A 20,384-nucleotide genomic window follows, 5' to 3' on the forward strand; every position below is an offset into this window, starting at 1 on the left:
TTCAATGCGATGCCATACCGGCTCGCAGGCGAGCGCAGTCATACAGGAAATAGCTGCGCTCGTAGGCCGGGTCGTCGGCCCTGGCCACCGCGAGCTGAGCGATTTTTTGCGGGAGCACGACGAAGCCGAGCGCGGCATCGGCGCAGACATAGGCCAGGTCGCCGGCGTTGGCCGGCTGCATGCGTGCCAGAACACTGCTGACATCCCGGTAGCGGTGGTTGCCCGTCACCACATCGGGCGAGCCCAGGCGCTCGATACGGTCCAGCCGGCGCATGCCCTCCATGGCATTGCCACGGTTAAAGACCATGCCATAAATCTGCGGCGGCGATGCATAGCTGGCACGCTGCAGGACGAACCAGCTGAAGCGCACGTCGCCCTCCCAGTACACGGTTGCCGACGCCGGGATCAAGGGCAAAAAAGCGGTGCGGATGGCCTGCAAACCCTGCGGCGACGCCTTCATCTGCTCATTGCTGGCGCCAGCCTGGCGCAGCCAGAGCGCGCCCGCCGCCGCCAGCCCCACCACGCCGCCTGCCAGCAGCCAGGCGCCAAGCGTGCGGCGGCCGGCAGCCTGCCAGATGCCCAGCATCAGCGCCATGCCCAGCAAGGCATTGCCGCCCAGGCGCAGCAGGGTCACCGGCCCATGCATCGCGTCGCCGACATCGACGCCATAATTCCAGTACAGGACGTTCAACGGGGTGCTGGCCTGGGCATCCACCTCCGCCACCCAGAGGGAAAGCGAAGCCAGCAGCAGGCCGCAGGCGTAGCCGTACAAGCGGTTTGGCATCGGCGCCGGCGCCGGCAGGCTGGCCTGCCAGCACAGGGCGGCGCAAGCGAGCAGCGTGAGCACGCCGCCATAGCCGTCGCGCGCAAACATGCCCAGCACGCAGGCGGCCAGCACCAGCTGGAACACACGCCCGCGCTGCCAGAACGCGGCAAGCAGGGAGGCCAGGGCGAGCACGGAGGCCAGCTGCACCAGCCATAAGGCGCGCCAGGTCTGAATCTGCAGCAGCAGGACGTTGTGGAAGACCGAGGTCCCGAGCCAGGTGGCCAGCAGGCCCAGGGCGCCCGTCAGCGCAGCGCAATAATAGAAACGGGCGCGCCAGCCCGTGGACAGCCAGGCGGCCGTCAGCACCAGGCTGAAGGCCACGGCGATGTGGCCGGCCATATCCTTGAATTCCCAGCCGTCCCAGGTCACCAGGCGGGTCATGCGGGCGACCCCGGCGTACCACTGCGGGTCCATCGTTTGCCACAAGCGCTGCAGGGGCACTAGATCGAGCGCGGCGCCGGCGCCCACCGCCAGCGCGCCCGCCAGCAGCCAGGGCAAGACGCGGCGCGGGTCTTCGCTGGCCAGGTAGAGCAGACAGAACAATACGGTCGCGAGCGTCATCAAAGGATGGATGAGCAGGGACAGGGGCAACAGCAGCGCCAGCCAGCGCCGCTTGCCGCGCAGCAGGCAGGCGATGGCAAGGATGCCGAGCGCCTCGGCAAAAATGCGCGGCGTCAGGTAAGGTTCGGCCAGCGAGATGGCCTTGATCGGGTCGTAATCACTCGGCAACAGCAGCAGCCAGGCCAGCGCCACCCACAGCATCGGGCCGCGCAGCAGGCCCGCCAGCAAATACCAGGCGCACGCCAGCCACAGCGCGCTGCCCAGGAGGTGCAGCAGTTGCGACCCCGCTTCCAGGCCCAGGGCCTGGATGAAGGCGCTGTACAAGGGACTGAACAGGGTGAATTGGTCCTGCGAGCCGAACATGAAGAACAGGTCGTGCTCGAACGGCCCGGGATTCAGCAGGCGCATGGCTTGTGCCGCATACAGCCGGGTGTCATGCCAGATGCCGGCCCACGGCCGGGCATACAGCCAGACGGCCAGCAAGGCCAGCAGCATCAAGCTCTGGCGCGCGTCCCAACGCGGCGCCAGCGCCAACGGCGGCGCCAGCGGCAGGGGCGCCGCCGGCGCCGCCGGCCGCTGAAGGTGGACTTGCGTCATGCCGCCTTTTTCTCTTCGTGGTACTCGTCGTCGATGTTAACGTCCCACAGCGCGTCTTTCGACACGTCGCCCGAGGCAATCGCTTCCGCCGCCAGTTTGGCGGTCAGCATCGAATGGTCCTGGTTGTTATAGCGGTGCATGCCGTTGCGGCCCACCAGGAACAGGTTGCTGATGGTATCGGTGTAGCGGCGCACCACGTCGAACTGGTCGTAAGTGCCGAAGTAGGCCGGGTAGGCCTTGGGCACGCGCACCACGGTGCCGTCCAGCACCCGTGTGGCGGTCAGCATGCCGATCTTGGCCAGCTCGGCGGCGCCGAACTCAATCAGCGCCTGGTCGTCCATCTGCCACAGGTCGTCGTCTTCGTTGCAGAAGTATTCCAGGCCCATCCACATGGTGTCCTCGTCCTTGACCAGGTGCGGGCTCCAGTTGTTGAAGATCTGCAGGCGGCCGATGCGCACATCCTTTTCCTGGATGTAGATCCAGTTGTCCGGCAGCGCCTGGCCGTCGGTGTTCAGCACGTCGGCCTTGCGCACCAGCAGGCCCACGGTCAGGAAGTCGCGGTACATCAGGCCGTCGGCCACCTTGCGCACCTCGGCCGGCACGTCGTTCATCCCTTTGATCAGTTCGCGCACCGGCATGGTCGACACGGCGTGCGCGCACTCGAGGCGGAACGCCTGGCCCGTGGCGGTATCGCTGCCGCTCACGGCCACCACCTTGCCGTCCCGGGTTTCCACGCCGCTCACGGCCTGGTTGTAGCGGATCTCGCCGCCGGCTTCGGTGATCATGCGCGCCACTTCCTGCCACATCTGGCCGGGGCCGAATTTCGGGTACAGGAATTGTTCGATCAGGCTGGTCTCGGTGTCCTTCTGGGAGACCCCGCCCTTGCGTTTGAAAACTTGCTTGACCGCGTGCCACAGCGCCTTGCTGATATTCAGGCCCTTGATGCGCTGGGCGCCCCAGTCGGCGCTGATCTGGTCGCACGGGATGCCCCACACCTTGTGGGTGTAATCCTTGAAGAAGGTTTCATACAACTCGCGGCCGAAGCGGTTGATCATGAAGTCTTCCAGATTTTTTTCCGGGGTGCGCGGGAACAGCATGATCCAGCCGTAGGTCACCGCCACCTTGGTCAGCCGCCACAAGCCCAGCTTGCTGGCGGTGGAAGCGTTCATCTTGATCGGGTAGTCGAAGAAGCGGCGCAGGAAGAAGATGCGCGACAGGCGCGAGCGCACCAGCATGCGGCGGTCGTCGTCGCTTTCCAGCGCGCTGCCGGCCACCTGCACCGACGTCTTCTTGTTCTGGTAGGTCAGGTCGAGCGAGGCATTGGCCGCCGCGTCGATCGGCAGGATGTCCTGCCACCAGTTCATGACCCAGTCGGACTTGGAAAAGAAGCGGTGGCCGCCCAGGTCCATGCGGTTGCCGTTGTGGCATACCGTGCGCGAAATGCCGCCGACCTCGCTGCTCGCTTCGAGCACGATGGGGCGGATGTTGGTGTTCCGGATCAACTCCAGGGCCGCAGTAAGGCCTGCGGGACCGGCGCCGATGATGACGGCGTTTTGCTGCTGCCCCATGACAACTGTTCCTTCAATCAGATTCAAGTAATAAAAGCCCCTGCCCAATAAACAGGCAAAGGCCATAGAATTTTACCGTGTGGAAATTATAAATGCTACAAGTACGTAGCAAAATGTGGCGGAAGCGTGCCCAACATTGACCAAGTGAAAATAAAACCCCGAGTACTTTTATTTTCCCATCAATATTGCCGCCCCCGGCATGCCGCCTCAGGTGTAGCCGTAGCCGCGCGCCATGGCGGCGGCGGCGATCGGCAGCAGGGCGAAGAGGTGGATTTCGGTCATCAGGGTCTTGCGCACGGCGCGAATCTCGGCGCCGCCCGGCGCGAAGCCGGCATCGGCGGCCTGCGCCTTGCGCCAGCGCAGCAAGGCGCGCGTGGGTTTGATCGACAACAGGCCGACGAGGGCGAACAGCACCACCTTGGTCCAGAACACGTGGTTGTGCAGGTAGAAGGCGGCCCCTTTGGCGCCGAAGAACACGCGCGCGAAGCCGACCGCCAGCAGCGAGGCCGACATGACGCCCAGGGCGATATCGTATTTGGCGGCCAGGCCCACCGCCGGCGGCTGCATGCCGGGCCGCACCAGCACCAGCTGGGCGGTGATGGCGGCGGCGATGCCGAAGGCCAGCAGGTGGTGCAGCGCGGCGAGCAGCAGGTCGACCAGCATGGCCAGCCGTCTTACGCGCGTTCCGACACCGCATCCACCACGCACAGCGCCGTCATGTTGACGATGCGGCGCACGGTGGCCGACGGGGTCAGGATATGCACCGGGGCGGCGCAGCCGAGCAGGATCGGGCCGATCGCGATCCCGTTGCCGGCTGCCGTCTTGACCAGGTTGTAAGCGATATTGGCGGCGTCGATATTCGGCATCACCAGCAGATTGGCGTCCTGCTTGAGCGTGGTGGTCGGCAGCAGCTTATGGCGGAACTTGGTGTCGAGCGCGGTGTCGCCGTGCATTTCGCCGTCCACTTCGAGTTCCGGCGCGCGCTGGCGCACCAGTTCCAGCGCGGCGCGCATCTTCTGCGCCGACTCGCTGTTGGAGGAGCCGAAGTTCGAATGCGACAGCAGGGCCGCGCGCGGCACCAGGCCGAAGCGCTTCATCTCTTCGGCGGCCATGATGGTGATGGCGGCCACTTCGTTGGCGTTCGGGTTCTCGTTGACGTGGGTGTCGACCATGCACAGCTGGCGCTCCGGCAGCACCAGGATGTTCATCGCCGCGTACACGCAGGCGCCCGGGCGCTTGCCCAGCACCTGGTCGATGTAGTGCAGGTGCAGCTGGGTGGTGCCGAAGGTGCCGCAGATCATGCCGTCGGCGTCGCCCTTCTTGATCATCATGGCGCCGATCAGCGAGTGGCGGCGGCGCATTTCCAGCTTGGCGTATTCCTGCGTCACGCCCTTGCGCGCGGTCAGCTCGTAATAGGCCTGCCAGTATTCGCGGTAGCGCTCGTCGAAGTCCGGGTTGATCACGTCGTAGTCGATGCCCTGCTTCAGGCGCAGGCCGAACTTCTGCACGCGCGCGTCCAGCACGGCCGGACGGCCGACCAGGATCGGGCGCGCCAGCTTTTCGTCGACCACCACCTGCACCGCGCGCAGCACGCGCTCTTCTTCACCCTCGGCGTAGACGATGCGCTTCAATTCCGGCGGGGTCTTCTTGGCCACCGAGAACACCGGCTTCATGAAGGTGCCGGAACGGTAGACGAACTGCTGCAGGCTGTCGGCGTAGGCTTCCAGGTCCTTGATCGGGCGCGTCGCCACGCCCGAATCCTGGGCGGCCTTGGCCACGGCCGGCGCGATCTTGGTCAGCAGACGCGGATCGAACGGCATCGGGATCAGGTATTCCGGGCCGAACGCCAGGTTGTCGATGCCGTAGGTGGTGGCGACGATATCCGACTGCTCGGCGTGCGCCAGGTCGGCGATGGCGTGCACCACGGCGATTTCCATTTCGCGCGTGATGGTGCTGGCGCCACTATCCAGGGCGCCGCGGAAGATGTAAGGGAAGCACAGCACGTTGTTGACCTGGTTCGGGTAGTCCGAACGGCCGGTGCAGATGATGGCGTCGCCGCGCACGGCCTTCACGTCTTCCGGCAGGATTTCCGGGTTCGGGTTGGCCAGGGCCAGGATCAGCGGGTTGGGCGCCATGCGCTTGACCATGTCCTGCTTCAGCACGCCGCCCGCGGACAGGCCGAGGAAGATGTCGGCGCCGTCGATGCATTCCGCCAGAGTGCGGTAGGCGGTGTCGCGCGCGAAGCGCTCCTTGTCCGGATCCATCAGCTCGGTGCGGCCCTGGTAGACCACGCCGGCCAGGTCGGTGACCAGGATGTTTTCGATAGGGAAGCCGAGGTCGACGATCAGGTCCAGGCAGGCCAGCGCCGCAGCGCCCGCGCCGGAGACCACCAGTTTGACGTTCTTGATGTCCTTGCCGAGGTATTTCAGGCCGTTCAGGATGGCGGCGCCGACAATGATGGCGGTGCCATGCTGGTCGTCATGGAAGACCGGGATCTTCATCTTCTCGCGCAGCTTGCGCTCGATGTAGAAGCACTCGGGCGCTTTGATGTCTTCCAGGTTGATGCCGCCGAAGGTCGGCTCCAGCGAGGCGATGATGTCGACCAGCTTGTCCGGATCCTGCTCGTTGATTTCGATGTCGAACACGTCGATGCCGGCGAACTTCTTGAACAGCACGCCCTTGCCTTCCATCACCGGCTTGGACGCCAGCGGGCCGATATTGCCCAGGCCCAGCACGGCGGTGCCGTTGGAGATCACGGCCACCAGGTTGCCGCGCGCCGTGTACTTATAGGAGTTGGCCGGGTCGATGACGATTTCTTCGCAGGGCGCAGCCACGCCCGGAGAATAGGCCAGGGCCAGATCGCGCTGGTTGGTCAGTTGCTTGGTGGGGGAAACGCTGATTTTGCCGGGCTTGGGGCACTCGTGGTATTCGAGCGCGGCGGCGCGCAGTTGTTGACGAAGTTCTTCTTTTTTGTCAGATCCCGAATCCATGCTGTACTGCCCCTTCTGTCCTGTGTCCGAAAGCCTTTGATTCTAGCAGATAGAGTGATTGCTCTAACGTAGGTATTTTTACCGATACCGAATATTCATCGGTGTTAATTGCTTTTCAATTAAGAATGCGCTGGTTTTCGCCCGGCTTTTCGCGACCGCAACTCAGTGCCATACGGAAACGCAATTTTCCGCATCTATACACTGTCGCCGCGATGACAATGCTGACTTGCGGCACGAAACCATAAAATCTTGTTGCGCCAAATCGGACTTGCTTGAAATTTTCGTCGCAAACAACTTTACATATAGCATTTTTGTTCCTAGACTGAATTTACTGGCACTTTACGGAGAGAAAACCATGCGCCAAGCACTCTGGCATTCCTGGTCCCGTCTATCCGGCGTCCTATTTCCAGCGAGCGTCGCCGCCCTCATCATCATCCCGCAAGACTCCAGCTACGTCGTGATGCTGGCCATGGCAGCCCTGGCATCGGGCGGCACCTGGGCCTACCTGCGCGATAAGCATGACTAAGGACGAAACCGGGGCGTCGCGCTAAAATGGCGGGATGCTTTCCGAATTCGACCTGATCAAACAGTATTTCCTGCGCCCCGGCGCGGGCCGCGCGACCCTCGGCATCGGCGACGATTGCGCCCTGCTGACCCCGGCTGCCGGGATGCAGAGCGCCATTTCCTCCGACATGCTGGTCGAGGGCCGGCATTTCTTCGCCGGCGAAGACGCCTGCCGCCTTGGCCACAAGAGCCTGGCCGTCAACCTGTCCGACCTGGCCGCCATGGGCGCGCGCCCGGTGGCGTTCACCCTGGCCCTGGCCTTGCCGGCCGCCGAGCGCGCCTGGCTGGAAGGCTTTTCCCGCGGCCTGTTCGCGCTGGCCGATGCGCATGGCTGTGAACTGATCGGCGGCGACACCACCAAGGGGCCGCTGAATATCTGCATCACCGTGTTCGGCGAAGTGGCGCCGGGACGCGCCCTGCGCCGCAGCGCGGCCCGGCCCGGCGACGATGTCTGGGTATCGGGTACGCTGGGCGATGCGCGCCTGGCGCTGGCCGCCTACCTGGGCGAACTGGCGCTGCCGGCCGAGGCGCTGGCCGCCGCCGGCACGCGCCTGCACACGCCGGCGCCGCGCGTGGCGCTGGGCATGCTGCTGGCCGAACGCGGCCTGGCCCATGCCGCCATCGATATCTCCGACGGCCTGGTGGGCGACCTCGGACATATCCTGGCCAAGTCCGGCGTGGGCGCCACGCTCGACGCCGACGCCCTGCCGCCGGGCCCGGTGCTGGCCCGCCAGCCGCAGGCCTTGCGCCGCGCCTTTACCGCCGCCGGCGGCGACGATTACGAAATCTGCTTCACCGCGCCCGTGGCACAGCGCGGCGCCATCAGCGCCGCAGCCGCCGCATGCGCCACCCCCGTCACCCGCATTGGCCGCATCGACGCCGCGGCGGGCTTGCGCTGGACCGACGCCGGCGGTACCCCGCTGGTACTCGAACTGTCCAGCTTCGACCACTTCACCAGCTGAGTCCATGTCATTCCGCGAAAACTTCGAGCGCTTGGAAACGAGCGAACTGCTGGCTTACCTGCGCCTCGACCTGGCAAGCGAGGCCAAGCCTATCCTGCTGCAAGTGCTGGCGGCTCGCGGCGTATCGCCTGCCGCGATCGAGGCAATCCTGGCCGGCGAATTGCTGCGCCTGAGGCAAGTGCGCGCGCTGCAGGAGCGCCGCCTCGCCGGTGTCGGCGCCCGTTTGGCTGCGTTCATGCTCGACCTCACCGCGGCCACCTTGGCGGCCGGCCTTCTGGCGACACGACTGGAGCCGCACTTCAAGGGAGAACATCTGCCCTACCTTGCGGCCCTGTTTTGCGGCTACCTGGTGTTCCGCGATGCGATAGCGGGGCGGGGGCTCGGCAAACGCCTACTGGGGCTGCAGGTCGTGCGCATGCCGGGCGAGCGCCGCATGCGGCTGCACACCTCCTTGCTGCGCAACCTGCCCCAACTGCTGTTTTTCCTGCCGGACGCGCTATGCATTGCCGGCGAGAGCCGCAGGCGGCTGGGCGACCGGCTGGCCCGCACTATGGTGCTGCGGGTAGCGGCAGCTGGCGCAGATACTCCCCCGGCGGCTTGCCCACCAGGGCAGTGAATTCCCTGACGAAGTGGGCCTGGTCGTAATACCCCAGGTCCAAGGCCAGGCGCGCCAGCGCCGGCGCAGCGCCGGCCTGCAACTGGGCCACGGCCTCGTGCATGCGATAGCGCTTGATGACCCATTTCGGCCCCACGCCGACGTATTGCTGGAACAAGCGCTGCAGTGCTCGCTTGTTCATGCCCGCCTGCCCGGCCAGCGCCTCCACCGTCAGCACGGCCGGATCGCTGGCGATGGCCGCCACCAGTGCGGCCGCCCGCCCGGCGTGCGCATCTTCCGGCGGCCGCCGCGCCAGCAGGAACGCCTGCGCCGCCGCGGCCATCGCGGCGGGCGCGGCGCAGGCGCGCACCTGCCGCACCAACTCGGCTCCCGCTCGGCCGAACACCTGCGCCAATGCCACACGCCGGTCGGCGATACCGGCGACGGCGTGGCCGAGGAAAGGCCGGAAGCCGCCCGGCCGGAATTTGATGCCGAAGGCAAAGCCCTGGCCCGCCAGCTGCTTGGTGTAGCGCGCCGTGTGCACGCCATACACGCCGTCGGTGTCATGTTCGATCACCAGGTGCACGTTCGGATGGGGCAGCGTTTCCTGCTGCTGCGGCGGGTGTCCCTGCATATCCCAAGCGACGAACCAGTAGTGCTCGACCAGTCCGGCCAAGTCAGCGCAGGGCGCCAGCCGCTCATGGCGGAACGCGCCAGCCGCGAACTGCGGCACCAGGACGCCGCGCGGCTCCGTTTCGATTTGTCGCGTTTTTCCAATCATCAGGGCCGGCAATCTACCATACTGGCTGCATGAAAACACTGATCCCATTACTATTCGCATTTGCCGCCGCGGCGGCCAACGCAGGAGACCCGGCAATGCAAATCGAAGGCACGTTCGACGTCAAGCTCACCCCGCAGTCAGCAGCCGAAGGCCAGACCTGGGGCCGTCAGACCATCACCAAGACTTTTCATGGCGCGCTCGAGGGCAGCAGCCGCGGCGAAATGCTGGCCGCCGGTACCGCCGTCAAAGGCTCCGCCGGCTATGTCGCGCTGGAGCAGGTCAGCGCCACGCTGGAAGGCCGCCACGGCACGTTTTTCCTGCAGCACTTCGGCCTGATGGACAAGGGCGCGCCGACGCTGACCGTCAGCGTCATCCCCGACTCCGCCACCGGCGAGCTGGCCGGCCTGCAAGGCACGATGAGCATCGACATCAGCGGCGGCCAGCACCGCTATACCTTCAACTACAAGCTGCCGCCGCGCTGATTCACCTCAACCACCATCGTCCCTGCCGCGCCTATGCTTGCGGGGGCCGACCTGCGAACACGATTTAGGCAGGGCGTCCACCCGCGAAGTGATGTCACGAAGGCGTCACAACAGGCGACTATTATTCTGCCTGTCTCCACATTCATACCAACTCCCGTGAATGTTTTTCAGCCGCCCCTTCCTAGACGGGCGGCATTTTTTTTGAGAGCCAGGGTCGGGCGTGGCTTCTCGATGCGCTTTTCGCTTCGCGCAGCGCGGCGTTTTGTCCGATTGCCAGAGCTGCCCCGGCTTGTTGATTGCTAGCCGGTGAGGGCTGTGTGGTCTTCGCCGGGCTCGCCGGCGCGGCGGCCGCTGCCATGCATCAGCCAGTAGTGGTGGAAGGCCAGGCGGATGTTGTCGCGCAGCTGGGTGTCGTCCCAGGGCTTGGTGTAGAAACGGTAGATGGCGCCGCGGTTGATCGAATCCAGCACCGCTTCCAGCCCGGTGTAGCCGGACAGGATGATGCGGATGGTGTCGGGGTACATCTCCTTGACCTTGGCCAGAAATTCGGTGCCGCTCAGCATCGGCATGCGCTGGTCGCAGACGATCACCTGCACCGGGTACAGCGCCAGCAGGTCGAAGCCTTCGGCCGGCGATACCGCGGTCAGGATGCGGTAGCCGTCGCGCCGGAACAGGCGGTGCAGCGAGGACAGCACGTTGACGTCGTCGTCCACCAGCAGCAGCGTTTGCGGCGGTTCGGCCGCCACGTTCGGGTCGGGCGGCAGGCTCTTGCCCGATTCGGCCAGGGCGCCCATTTCCGCCGCCGCCAGGGGACGGCTGAAGAAGTAGCCCTGGATTTCGTCGCAGCGGTTGCGGCGCAGGTATTCCAGCTGCGGCCGCGTCTCCACGCCTTCCGCCACCACGCGCAGCTTGAGGCTGTGCGCCATGCTGATGATGGCCAGCGCAATCGCGGCGTCGTTGGGATTGGTGGTGATGTCGCGCACGAAGGCGATGTCGATCTTCAGCTTGTCGATCGGGAAGCGCTGCAGGTAGGCCAGCGAGGAGTAGCCGGTGCCGAAGTCGTCGATCGCCACCTTGATGCCCAGTTCTTTCAGCGTACGCAGCACCTCGATGGTGCGCTCGGCATTCGACATCAGGGCCGTTTCCGTCAATTCCAGTTCCAGCAGCTCGGGCGGCACCTGGTGCCGTTCCAGCGCTTGCCTGACGTCTTTCTCCAGGTCGCCCTCGACGAACTGGCGGCTGGACACATTGACCGCCACGTGCACCCCGCCGACCGGCGTGTGCAGCCAGGCCGCGATCTGGCGGCAGGCGGCCTCGATGATCCAGCTGCCCACGCGCACGATCAGCCCCGTGTCTTCCAGGACGCCGACAAATTCCGCCGGATACACCAGGCCGTAGCCCGGGCGGTTCCAGCGCAGCAGCGCTTCGGCCCCGCTGATGCGGCCGGTGGTCAGGTTGACCTTGGGCTGGTAGTGCAGTTCCAGTTCGCTGTTTTCCAGCGCGCGGCGCAGGGCCATCTCCAGGTCCAGCCGCGCCAGCACCTGCACGTTCATGCCCGCCGTGAAGAAGCGGTAGCCGTCGCCGCCGGCCTCCTTGGCGCGCTGCATGGCGGTGTTGGCGTACTTGACCAGGGTTTCCGGGTCGTTGGCGTCGTCCGGGTACATGGCGATGCCGATGGAGGCGGACAACGTGGCCTGGTGCTCATCCAGTTCGAACGGGTTGCGCAGGGCTTCGCGCACTTCATTCGCCACCAGCACGGCATCCTGCTGGTCGCGCGTCATGGTCAGGATCAGCGCGAATTCGTCGCCGCCCAGCCGCCCCACCGTGTCGCGCAGGCGCACGCACTGCACCAGGCGGTTGCTGAACTCGTGCAGCAGGCGGTCGCCCATGGCCGCGCCCATCGAGTCGTTGACCTTGCGGAAGCGGTCCAGTCCGATGAACAGCACGACGATGCGCCATTCCTTGTCCTGCGCCAGTTCGATCGATTCGGCCAGGGTCTCGAAGAACAGGGTGCGGTTGGGCAGGCCGGTCAGGCGGTCGTAATGCGCCATGTGGCGCAGCCTTTCTTCCGCCAGGCGCCGTTCGGTGATGTCGCGCGCCACGCAGATCAGGGTGCGGTGCGCCGTTTCGCCCTCGCCCTGCAGCTGCCAGTAGACTTCCACCGGCACCGCCGTGCCGTCGCTGCGCAGCAATTCCGCCTCCGCCAGCTCCGGTGCCCGGTGCGCTTCCGCGGCGGCATTGCCGGCTTGCGCCGCCTGTGCCGCCAGGGCGTCGCGCCCGCCCAGGCCGAGGCGCGCCGGCTCCAGCGCCAGCAGCTGCAGGCGCCTATGGCCCAGCATGCGGCAGGCCCCTTCGTTGACGTCCACCAGCGTCAGCGTATCGGTGTCGATCAGGAAGATGGCGTCGGCGGTGGCATCCATCGCGCTGCGAAAGCGCTGCAGGTCGGCGGTGCGGGCGCGCACGGTCTGCTCCAGCACCTCGTTGTAGTCGCGCGCCTGCTTGTGCAGCAGGCGCACTTCCAGCATATTGTAGATGCGCGTCAGCACCTCGACCGGGTCGAACGGCTTGCTGACGAAATCGCGCGCCCCGGCATCCAGGGCCGACAGTTTCTGGTCCGGCTGCGCCGTCACCACCAGCACCGGCAGGTATTCCGGTTCCAGCGGTTTCAGCGCCTCCATCACATCGAAGCCGCTCATGCCGGGCATGTGCAGGTCGAGGATGATCAGGTCGTAGCGGTGCTCTTCATGCCAGGGCGCCACCACGCGCGGGTCGGTGGTCGAGCTGACCTGGGCATAGCCGCTGGTCTGCAGCAGGTATTCCAGCAGCTGCACATTGACCGGCTGGTCGTCGACAATCAGGATATTGGCGTTCAGGATATCGTCGCGGCTGATCACTGGGAGGTACTCCCCTCTTCCTCCCTGCGCTGCAGAAAGGCCATGGTGCTGTTGATCGCTTCCGTGAATTCGTCGATGTTGATCGGTTTGATCAGGTAGCGGAAGAAGCCGGCCGCCAGGCCTTTTTCCACGTCGCGCGGCATGGCGTTGGCGGTTAGGGCGATGACGGGAATATGCGCCGTGAGCGGGTCGTTGGTCAACACCTTGACGGCGTCGATGCCGTTCACGCCGGGCAGGTTGATGTCCATCAGGATGATGTCCGGCCGGTGGGCGCGCGCCAGCTCGATGCCCAGGTGGCCGTCCGGCGCCGAAATCAGCCTCAGGTCGGGGCGGAAGCTGATGATTTCCTCCACCAGTTTCAGGTTGGCCGGATTGTCTTCCACGTACAGTACGGTGGCCGGTTCGCCCGCCGCATGGCGCGGGTGCTCGGCCGGGCGCTCGGCGTTCATGTCGACGCGCGACGGGGTCGGGTCAGTGGACAGCAATTCGATCCAGAACATGCTGCCCACGCCCTGGCTGCTGGTGACGCCAATGGTGCCGCCCATCAGTTCCACCAGGCGCTTGGTCACCACCAGGCCGATGCCGGTGCCCTCTTCCGTGCCGCTCTCCTGCCCCAGCCGGTTGAAGGGCTGGAACAGCAGCTTGACCTGCTCCGGCCGCAGGCCCATGCCGGTGTCCTGCACCGAGATACGCACCATGCCGGCGCCGCTCGGGCTGCAATCGACTACCACCGCGCCGCCGTCGCGGTTGTATTTGATGGCATTCGACAGCAGGTTAAGCAGGACCTGCTTCAGGCGCGTGCGGTCGGCCATGACATTGGCCAGGCAGCCGTCCGGGAACAGCAGGCGGATACCGCGCCCCGTCGCCAGCGGCGCCACCATGGTTTCGCATTCCCGCAACATCTCGTTGACCGCCACCGGCTCCAGCGACAGCGCCACCGCGCCCGACTCAATCTTGGCCAGGTCGAGGATTTCATTGATCAGGGTCAGCAGGTGGCGCCCCGACTTCAGGATATGGTTGGCGAATTCGCGTTTCTGCTCCAGGGTCGACGGCAGTTTTTCGGAGGTCAGGATTTGCGCAAAGCCGAGGATGGCGTTCAGCGGCGTGCGCAGCTCGTGGCTCATGGACGACAGGAAGGCCGACTTGGCCTGGTTGGCGCTCTTGGCCTCCTGCATCGCCATGGCCAGCTCACTGTTGGCCTGCTCCAGCTGCAAAGTGCGTTCATGCACGCGTTCTTCCAGCTCCTCGTTCAGGCGCATGACCTCCTGCTGCGCTCGGCTGCGCTGCTCCGCCTCGCGCGCAATTTCGCTGTTCGAGGTCTCCAGCGCGCGCGTGCGGCTTTCGATTTCGCTCAGCATCTTGTTGAAGGAATCGGCCAGCTCGGCCACCTCGTCGTTGCTGGTGCCGAGCGCGCGCCGCGAGTAGTCGCCCGTGGCCACCACTTCGCGCGCCACATCGGCGATCGCCAGCACCGGCTGCGTGACCACCTTGTTCAAGGGCCGCATCAGCAGGTAGGCGATGCCCATGGCCAGGAAGGCGGCAACGATGGCGATCATCACATAGTCGCCGAAGCGGCCCAGGATTTCATAGTCCGACTGCAGGTAGACAGTGCCGAGCTGCTCGCCGTTGTCGCGGATGCGCCGGAACAGCATCATCTTGCCGCCCTCGAAGGCCACGCCCTCGGCCTGCGGCGCCTGCGGTATCTTGGTATCCTGGCCCGGCGCGACATAGGTGGCGAACAACTGGCCGCGCGCATTGTAGATCGCGCCGGCATTGACTTTCGGGCGCAGGCGCAGCAGGGCCAGGTTTTCCTTGGCCAGGCGGGCGTCGTCGAAGGTCAGGGCCGGCGCGCTCATATGCCCCAGCAGCTCGGCCTGGGTGGTCATGTCGGCACCGAGCGACTGGTGGTAGGCGCGCAGGTCATAGGCGATGATGGTGCCGAGCGAGACCACCAGGGAGACCAGCGTCACCAGCATGACCACGCCCAGCAGCTTTTGCGGCAGGGAGCGGCGGCGCGTGCTCATCCCGCCACCTGCTGCACGCGGAAGGCGGCCGACAGCATGCGCGCACTGATCTTCAGGCGCGCCACGGCGGCATGCTTGAGCGAGACTTCGAAGCGCAGCCTTTCGTCGGCAATGAGGAAGTTGATCATGCTGCCCAGACCGTAGGTCTCGTCGGCGTCGGTCACGGTCAGCACCGGCTGGCCGCGGCTGGCGGCCAGCAGCTCCTGCGCGTGGGCTTTGTCCAGCGACGAAATGAACAGCATATGGATGCCGGCCAGGCTGTCGCCGCGCTTGATGCGCCGCACCTGCAAGGGTCGGCCATTGGCGCTGTGGCCCGCCACTGTCTGCTCCAGCTGTTCGGCCAGCGCGTCGGCGCCGGCGACACCGATCACCACCGGGCTGTCGGGACGGGCGAAACTGCCTTCCGGCCATTCGACGAAACCGGCAAATTTGTACAGGTAGGCGGCTTTCACCTGCCGCTCCAGCGCGGCGTTGGACTGGGCATGGGCGAACAGCGGCCAGAGCGCGGCCAGCAGCAGCGCCACCCAGAAAGCCGGACTTCGTCCTTGGAGAGTCCTCACCGCCATGCCTCGCGAACAGGGGATTGGAGGCATTCTATCGCTGAGCACTGATCTGCGGCGCAAATATTGATTTACCGCACAGCAGCAGCCTTCCCCGGCTTGCATCTTAGTCGTGATGTCACATTATTGCGCTGCAGCGTGGCCAAGCGGCACAGCGGCGCGCTAGAATGGGGTCAACCGCGTTTGTTTGCTAAAGGAGCCACAAGTGAGTACCGATATCAACGAATTGGCCACCCAGGTGGGGCAGGCCCTGCAAGACAAAGGCTTGCTGTTGGCAACCGCGGAATCGTGCACCGGCGGCGGCATCTCGACGGCGATCACGGAAATTGCCGGCTCCACCGGCTGGTTCGACTGCGGCTTCGTCTGTTACTCGAATGCCTCCAAGACCGAGATGCTGGACGTGCCGGCCGCCTTGATGGCCCAGTTCGGCTCCGTCAGCGAAGAAGTGGCGGCCGCCATGACGCAGGGCGCGCTCGGCTCGAGCAATGCCCATGTGGCCATTTCGGTGACCGGCATTGCCGGCCCGACCGGCGCCGTACCGGGCAAGCCGGTCGGCACCGTCTGCTTCGGCTGGGCCAATGCCGACACGGTGCACACGGAACGCCTGGTGTTCGCGGGCGACCGGCATGCGGTGCGCACCCAGACCATCGAGCACGCGCTCAAAGGCCTGCTACGCTTCATTAATTAATGGAGCAGGCGGCTGCGGCGCTCCGCCGCAGCTGGTTCGAACAGGGTCAGTCCGGCGATGGCGCGGCTGATCGCCACATACAGGTAGCGCCGTTCCTCGGCAAATTCCTCGCCGTTGCGCGTGGCGCGCGGGAACTGGCCCTCTTCCATATACGGCAGCAGCACCTGCTGCCATTCGCGGCCCTTGGCCGACTGTACGGTTGCCAGCGCCAGCGCCTTGCCGGCGCCGCGCCCCCCCGGCTTGCCGCGCGTGGCAACCTGGCGGCGCCGCAATTCCTCGAGGAAGGCCGGGGCCATGGCATCGCCCTGGCGCTGCGCAAAGTCGATGAAGGCGCCCAGGGTGCGCAGCACGGAGTCGGCGCGGGCGCGGTTGACGAAGGTGCGGCGGGTCGCGGCAGGCAGGTCCAGGCCCGTGCTGGCCAATTCCAGCAATTGCGCCGCGCTGGCGGTCGCGGCCTGCGCCTTCATCTGCGCCAGCACATCGGCCAGGCGCTGCTTCCAGCGCCGCGTGGGACCGCTGTCATAGTGCTGCTCGGCGCACAGCAGTCCACTGAACATGAATTCCAGCGTTTCCGGGTCGCGCACCACGGCGTCCTTCTGCTGCTGGTAAGCGTCGCCGGAGCCGTACATGGCATGGCTGGCCTCATAGTCGCGGCGGTCGCCGGAGACGGCGAAATAGGTCTGCAGGCCGTCCACCATCAGCTCGCAGCTTTCCTTATCGGCCTTCAGCGTGCTGTAGTCGCCGCAGGCCACGTGCAGCAGCGCGCGCAGGGCCATGATCTCCGGGCGCTTGAGGTAAGAAGCGAAGCCGTCGCAGTGGTAGGGCAGACCGGCATCGAGCAGTGCGTTTTCGATTTCCACGCTCTGGTCGACTTCGCGCAGGATGATGGCGAGATCCGTGCCCAGCGCCAGCTCCTTCGCCTTTTCGACGACGGCGCGGGCGCAGGCTTGCGGGTCGGCCTGGTCGTACTCGATGTGGCGCACTTCCGAATAGGTGTCCGGATGCGACTCGAAGCCGCATTTGGGCAGCGCCCGCTCCAGCAGTTTTTTCAGCGACACGCCGCAGCGGCGCGATTGCGACAGCGGCAGGCGTTCCGCATCCGGGAAGGCCAGCTCGAAGCCGCCACCCGAGAAGCGCGGATCGGCGCCGCGTTCGGCATTGATGACCTGGTGGCGGTCGCCCACCACCACCAGCCGCGCATTGCGGCGGAACAGCTGCAGCAGCTCGAATTCGGCGGCGTTCACGTCGTGCCATTCGTCGACCAGCAGCAGGTCGGCCTGCGGCATATCGTGCACCGCTTCGGGGAAGCGGCGCAGGATGGCGACCAGGTCGGTGGCGTAATCGACTGGGGCCTGCCACAAGATATGCCCGGCCTGGGGCTGGCGGCGGCGCTCGAACTCGTGGAAGATTTCCACGATCTCGCGGTCTTCCAGCTGGAATTCGTTGCACAGCTCATCGAAGGTGAAGTCATCGAAGACTTCATCCTCGAAGCGCAGCGTGGCCAGGGTGGCCTTCATCTGGGCCAGCAGCTGCAGCATCGTTTCCACGCGCTGGGTGCTGCGCTCGAAATCGAAATCGAATTCCGTGTAGCGCCCCTCATGGCGCTGCCACACCGTGTTGGCGGCGGCCACCAGCATGGGGCGCATCTGTTCCAGGCTGGACCAGCGCTCCGGCAAATCCAGCCAATTGCCATGCTCGGCGATACGGGTCAGCTGGGAGCGGGCCAGCGCCTCCACCGTCAGCACCTGCACCTTGCGCGCGGGGCATTCCAGCACCAGCTTCTCGTAGAAGCGCTGGCGCGCCCCTTCGGAAAAGCACAGTCCCAGCACGACGCCCGGTTCCTGTGCCGCCAGCATGGACAGCGTGGTAGTCTTGCCTGTCCCTGCGCGCGCCTCGATCATCAAGGTCTGGGCGCGGGACTTCAGGATCGCTTCCTGCTCGCTGGATGGTGAAACTCGCATGCCTGTTCGAATGGTGCCAATGAAAAGACGCATTCTACCTTGGCTGGCCGCAGCGCCCGCCCTCGCCGCCCAGGCCGCGGCCCTGGCCGAAGGCGCGCCCGCCGCCGCCCGGCCGCTGGTGGTGTATGCAGCGGGCGACATTGCCGATTGCCGCTACAGCCGCGCCGCCGACTCCGGCGCCGCCGCCACCGCCGCCCTCATCGCAAAAGGCGACCCGCACGCCCTGATTCTTTCCCTGGGCGACCATACCTACCCGAACGGCACGCCGGCCGAATTCCGCGACTGCTATGCGCCCACCTGGGGCCAGTTCAGGGAGCGCACCCGGCCCGCGCCCGGCAACCACGAATACGGCAGCGGCAGGGCCGACGGCTACTTCGACTATTTCGGCGAACTGGCCGGTCCGCGCGGCCGCGGCTATTACAGTTTCGACAAGAGCGGCTGGCACTTCATCTCCCTGAACAGCGACCTCGATGCCGCCAGCCACCAGCGCCAGCTGGTGTGGCTGAAAGACGACCTGGCCGCCAGCAAGACGCGCTGCGCCCTCGCCTACTGGCACGCGCCCATGTATAGTTCAGGCGGACATGTCCCGACCACCAGGATGCAGGACGTCTGGCGCGTCCTGCACGAAGCGGGCGTCGAACTGGTGCTGTCCGGGCATGACCACGACTACGAACGCCTGGCGCCGATGGATGCCGACGGCCGGCCGGACCCCATGCGCGGGGTGCGGCAATTCGTGGTCGGCACCGGCGGCGCCTTCCTCACGCCCTTCCTCTGGATTAACAGCCAGAGCGAAGCACGCTTCAACTGGCGCACCGGCGTGCTGAAACTGGTACTGAAAGAAAGCGGCTACGAATGGGAGTTTCTGGCGGTCGCACCAAAGACCGAACCGGAGCACCCGCAGCAGGAGGCGCGCGACAGCGGCGCGGCCAACTGCCACTGACAACAGGAGCATGAATGCAAAACACGGTTCACTTCGTCCTGCAGGGCAAGGGCGGCATCGGCAAGACCTATGTATCGACCATCCTCGCGCAATGGCTGCAAGGCAAGAGCGAGACCCCGCTGCGCTGCTATGACACCGACCAGGAAAACACCACCTTCTCGCGCTACAAGGCGCTGGACGTGAAGCACGTGCCCGTAATGACCGAAGCGCGCACCATCGACCCGAAGCGCTTCGACGCGCTGATGATCGACCTCCTGGAAAAAGACGGCAACTGCGTGATCGACAACGGCGCCAACACCTTCTCGCCGCTGATGGCCTACCTGATTGAGAACGACTGCTTCAACCTGCTGGAGGAATCGGGGCGCAAGGTCTACATCCACACCATCGTGGGCGGCGGCGACACCCTGCACGACACGGCCATGGGCTTCGTCACCACCGCCAAATCGACCCAGGTGCCGCTGGTGCTGTGGGAGAACGAGCACTTCGGGCTGCTGCAATCGGCGTCCGGCAAATCCTTCCTCGAATCGCAGACCTACTCCGACAACGCGCAGCGGGTGCGCGGCCGGGTGGTGCTCAGCGAGCGCAATGCCGACACCTTCGGCGCCGATGTGAAGAAGATGAACACCGGCCGCCTGACGGTGGAGGAAGTGAAGGCCAGCGATAAATTCAATGTAATGGAAAAGCAGCGCATCAAGGTCGTGTTCCGCGACCTGTTCGAACAACTCGACCTGGTAAACTGGTAAAACATGGCCCTCGACCCGCACAAGCTGCGCCTGCACGTGTTTGAAAAGACCGGCATCAAGGTCGATGTCGACGATCCGATTTTTGCGCTGGTGGCGCTGAATGAAGCCGTGCTGGAAGAAGCGGTCGAACGCCATCTGGCGCGGCTGGAAGGCGTCCACGTCCCGGCAGCGGCGCACAGCACCACCCCGTCCGCCGCCTATATCCCGCCGCCGGGCGCCCGCCCCATCCCCACCTCGCACGAACCGTTCTCGCGGCGCGAGCTGCGCCTGCTGGCCGCTGCCGCCGGCGTGGCGGTCCTGACCGCGGCCCTGGTCCTGCTCGGCCAGGCCATCGTCAGCAAGCCCGCCGGCATTCCCCCCGCCAAGCTCGAGCGCGCCCTGCAAACCCTGGACGCCAAGACCCGCGCCGCCTTCGAAGCCGAACTCGCGAAATAAAAGTCGGGGTCAGGTCTGGCAATCGGACAAAACGCTACGTTGCGGGTGCCCATCATGGAAGTTAGGCTCACGGATGCCTGCATGAAAATCAAGCACTTATGGCGTGTGAGTGCTTTGAAATTGAAACCAATTTCGTCAAAGCAACGCTAACAATTGGAATCCTAAGGTGGATACCCGATACAAGACTAGTTTGGCGTGCTGGAAACTAAGCAA

At 65.4% G+C, this 20,384-nt stretch carries 17 protein-coding genes; 8 read left to right on the forward strand and 9 right to left on the reverse strand.

Features of this window, described 5'->3' with window-relative positions; all coding sequences use genetic code 11:
- Position 1: 1 nt before the first annotated feature.
- The 4 genes from H597_RS0109905 to H597_RS0109920 form a co-directional block, all read right to left on the reverse strand.
- Positions 2-1,984, reverse strand: coding sequence for a hypothetical protein (locus H597_RS0109905; RefSeq protein ID WP_028102004.1), 1,983 nt, complete (start codon positions 1,982-1,984; stop codon positions 2-4).
- Entirely contained in the window at positions 1,981-3,552 is a 1,572-nt protein-coding gene (locus tag H597_RS0109910) for an NAD(P)/FAD-dependent oxidoreductase (RefSeq protein WP_028102005.1), read from the reverse strand. Before H597_RS0109910 ends, H597_RS0109905 begins: the two co-directional genes overlap by 4 nt.
- 207 nt (positions 3,553-3,759) lie before the next feature.
- Positions 3,760-4,215 carry a DUF2214 family protein gene (locus tag H597_RS0109915; protein WP_028102006.1) on the reverse strand — a complete coding sequence of 152 codons (456 nt, stop codon included), beginning with the start codon at positions 4,213-4,215 and terminating at the stop codon, positions 3,760-3,762.
- Positions 4,216-4,226: 11 nt separating this feature from the next.
- Positions 4,227-6,542 (reverse strand): NADP-dependent malic enzyme, encoded by a 2,316-nt coding sequence (locus tag H597_RS0109920; protein WP_028102007.1) that lies wholly within the window; start codon positions 6,540-6,542, stop codon positions 4,227-4,229.
- 355 nt (positions 6,543-6,897) lie between these two features.
- Between H597_RS0109920 and H597_RS34755 the strand changes: the two genes are divergently transcribed.
- The 3 genes from H597_RS34755 to H597_RS33200 are packed head-to-tail and all read left to right on the forward strand — an operon-like array spanning position 6,898 to position 8,684.
- On the forward strand, positions 6,898-7,068 hold the full coding sequence (locus H597_RS34755; protein ID WP_154668035.1) for a hypothetical protein: 171 nt from the start codon (positions 6,898-6,900) through the stop codon (positions 7,066-7,068).
- Between the two features lie 34 nt (positions 7,069-7,102).
- Positions 7,103-8,068 carry a thiamine-phosphate kinase gene (thiL, locus tag H597_RS0109930; protein WP_028102008.1) on the forward strand — a complete coding sequence of 322 codons (966 nt, stop codon included), beginning with the start codon at positions 7,103-7,105 and terminating at the stop codon, positions 8,066-8,068.
- Between the two features lie 4 nt (positions 8,069-8,072).
- Positions 8,073-8,684, forward strand: coding sequence for an RDD family protein (locus H597_RS33200; RefSeq protein ID WP_051293664.1), 612 nt, complete (start codon positions 8,073-8,075; stop codon positions 8,682-8,684).
- Here the strand turns inward: H597_RS33200 and H597_RS0109940 are convergent.
- Positions 8,617-9,444 (reverse strand): helix-turn-helix domain-containing protein, encoded by an 828-nt coding sequence (locus tag H597_RS0109940; protein WP_051293688.1) that lies wholly within the window; start codon positions 9,442-9,444, stop codon positions 8,617-8,619. The genes H597_RS33200 and H597_RS0109940 overlap by 68 nt on opposite strands.
- 95 nt (positions 9,445-9,539) lie before the next feature.
- Between H597_RS0109940 and H597_RS0109945 the strand changes: the two genes are divergently transcribed.
- Positions 9,540-9,926: a DUF3224 domain-containing protein gene (locus H597_RS0109945; protein WP_028102010.1), complete on the forward strand. Its 387-nt coding sequence runs from the start codon at positions 9,540-9,542 to the stop codon at positions 9,924-9,926.
- Positions 9,927-10,225: 299 nt separating this feature from the next.
- Here the strand turns inward: H597_RS0109945 and H597_RS0109950 are convergent, their stop codons facing one another.
- From H597_RS0109950 to H597_RS30385, 3 genes are read right to left on the reverse strand one after another with little or no spacing between them, the layout of a single operon-like run.
- Positions 10,226-12,820 carry an EAL domain-containing protein gene (locus tag H597_RS0109950; RefSeq protein ID WP_028102011.1) on the reverse strand — a complete coding sequence of 865 codons (2,595 nt, stop codon included), beginning with the start codon at positions 12,818-12,820 and terminating at the stop codon, positions 10,226-10,228.
- Positions 12,817-14,844, reverse strand: coding sequence for a sensor histidine kinase, YfiR-like protein-associated (locus tag H597_RS0109955; protein ID WP_028102012.1), 2,028 nt, complete (start codon positions 14,842-14,844; stop codon positions 12,817-12,819). The genes H597_RS0109950 and H597_RS0109955 overlap by 4 nt, the downstream gene beginning before the upstream one ends.
- Positions 14,841-15,404 (reverse strand): TOL_0243 family YfiR-like periplasmic protein, encoded by a 564-nt coding sequence (locus H597_RS30385; protein WP_161630590.1) that lies wholly within the window; start codon positions 15,402-15,404, stop codon positions 14,841-14,843. The genes H597_RS0109955 and H597_RS30385 overlap by 4 nt, the downstream gene beginning before the upstream one ends.
- Before the next feature lie 205 nt (positions 15,405-15,609).
- Between H597_RS30385 and H597_RS0109965 the strand changes: the two genes are divergently transcribed.
- The gene (locus H597_RS0109965; protein WP_028102013.1) at positions 15,610-16,092 is read left to right on the forward strand and encodes a CinA family protein; all 483 of its coding nucleotides are present in this window, start codon (positions 15,610-15,612) and stop codon (positions 16,090-16,092) included.
- Here the strand turns inward: H597_RS0109965 and H597_RS0109970 are convergent.
- Positions 16,089-18,053, reverse strand: coding sequence for a 3'-5' exonuclease (locus H597_RS0109970; protein ID WP_035373722.1), 1,965 nt, complete (start codon positions 18,051-18,053; stop codon positions 16,089-16,091). The genes H597_RS0109965 and H597_RS0109970 overlap by 4 nt on opposite strands.
- 19 nt (positions 18,054-18,072) lie before the next feature.
- Between H597_RS0109970 and H597_RS30390 the strand changes: the two genes are divergently transcribed.
- Genes H597_RS30390 through H597_RS0109985 form a run of 3 tightly spaced genes read left to right on the forward strand, consistent with a single transcriptional unit; the run spans position 18,073 to position 20,171 of the window.
- A complete protein-coding gene (locus H597_RS30390) occupies positions 18,073-18,993 on the forward strand; it encodes a metallophosphoesterase family protein (protein WP_051293666.1) in 921 nt (306 codons plus the stop codon).
- Between the two features lie 14 nt (positions 18,994-19,007).
- Positions 19,008-19,736 carry a P-loop NTPase family protein gene (locus H597_RS0109980; RefSeq protein WP_028102015.1) on the forward strand — a complete coding sequence of 243 codons (729 nt, stop codon included), beginning with the start codon at positions 19,008-19,010 and terminating at the stop codon, positions 19,734-19,736.
- Between the two features lie 3 nt (positions 19,737-19,739).
- Positions 19,740-20,171, forward strand: coding sequence for a hypothetical protein (locus H597_RS0109985; RefSeq protein ID WP_028102016.1), 432 nt, complete (start codon positions 19,740-19,742; stop codon positions 20,169-20,171).
- The last annotated feature ends 213 nt before the right edge of the window (positions 20,172-20,384 follow it).

The sequence above is a fragment of the Pseudoduganella violaceinigra DSM 15887 genome, from assembly GCF_000425385.1.
In the GTDB taxonomy this organism is placed as follows: domain Bacteria; phylum Pseudomonadota; class Gammaproteobacteria; order Burkholderiales; family Burkholderiaceae_D; genus Rugamonas; species Rugamonas violaceinigra.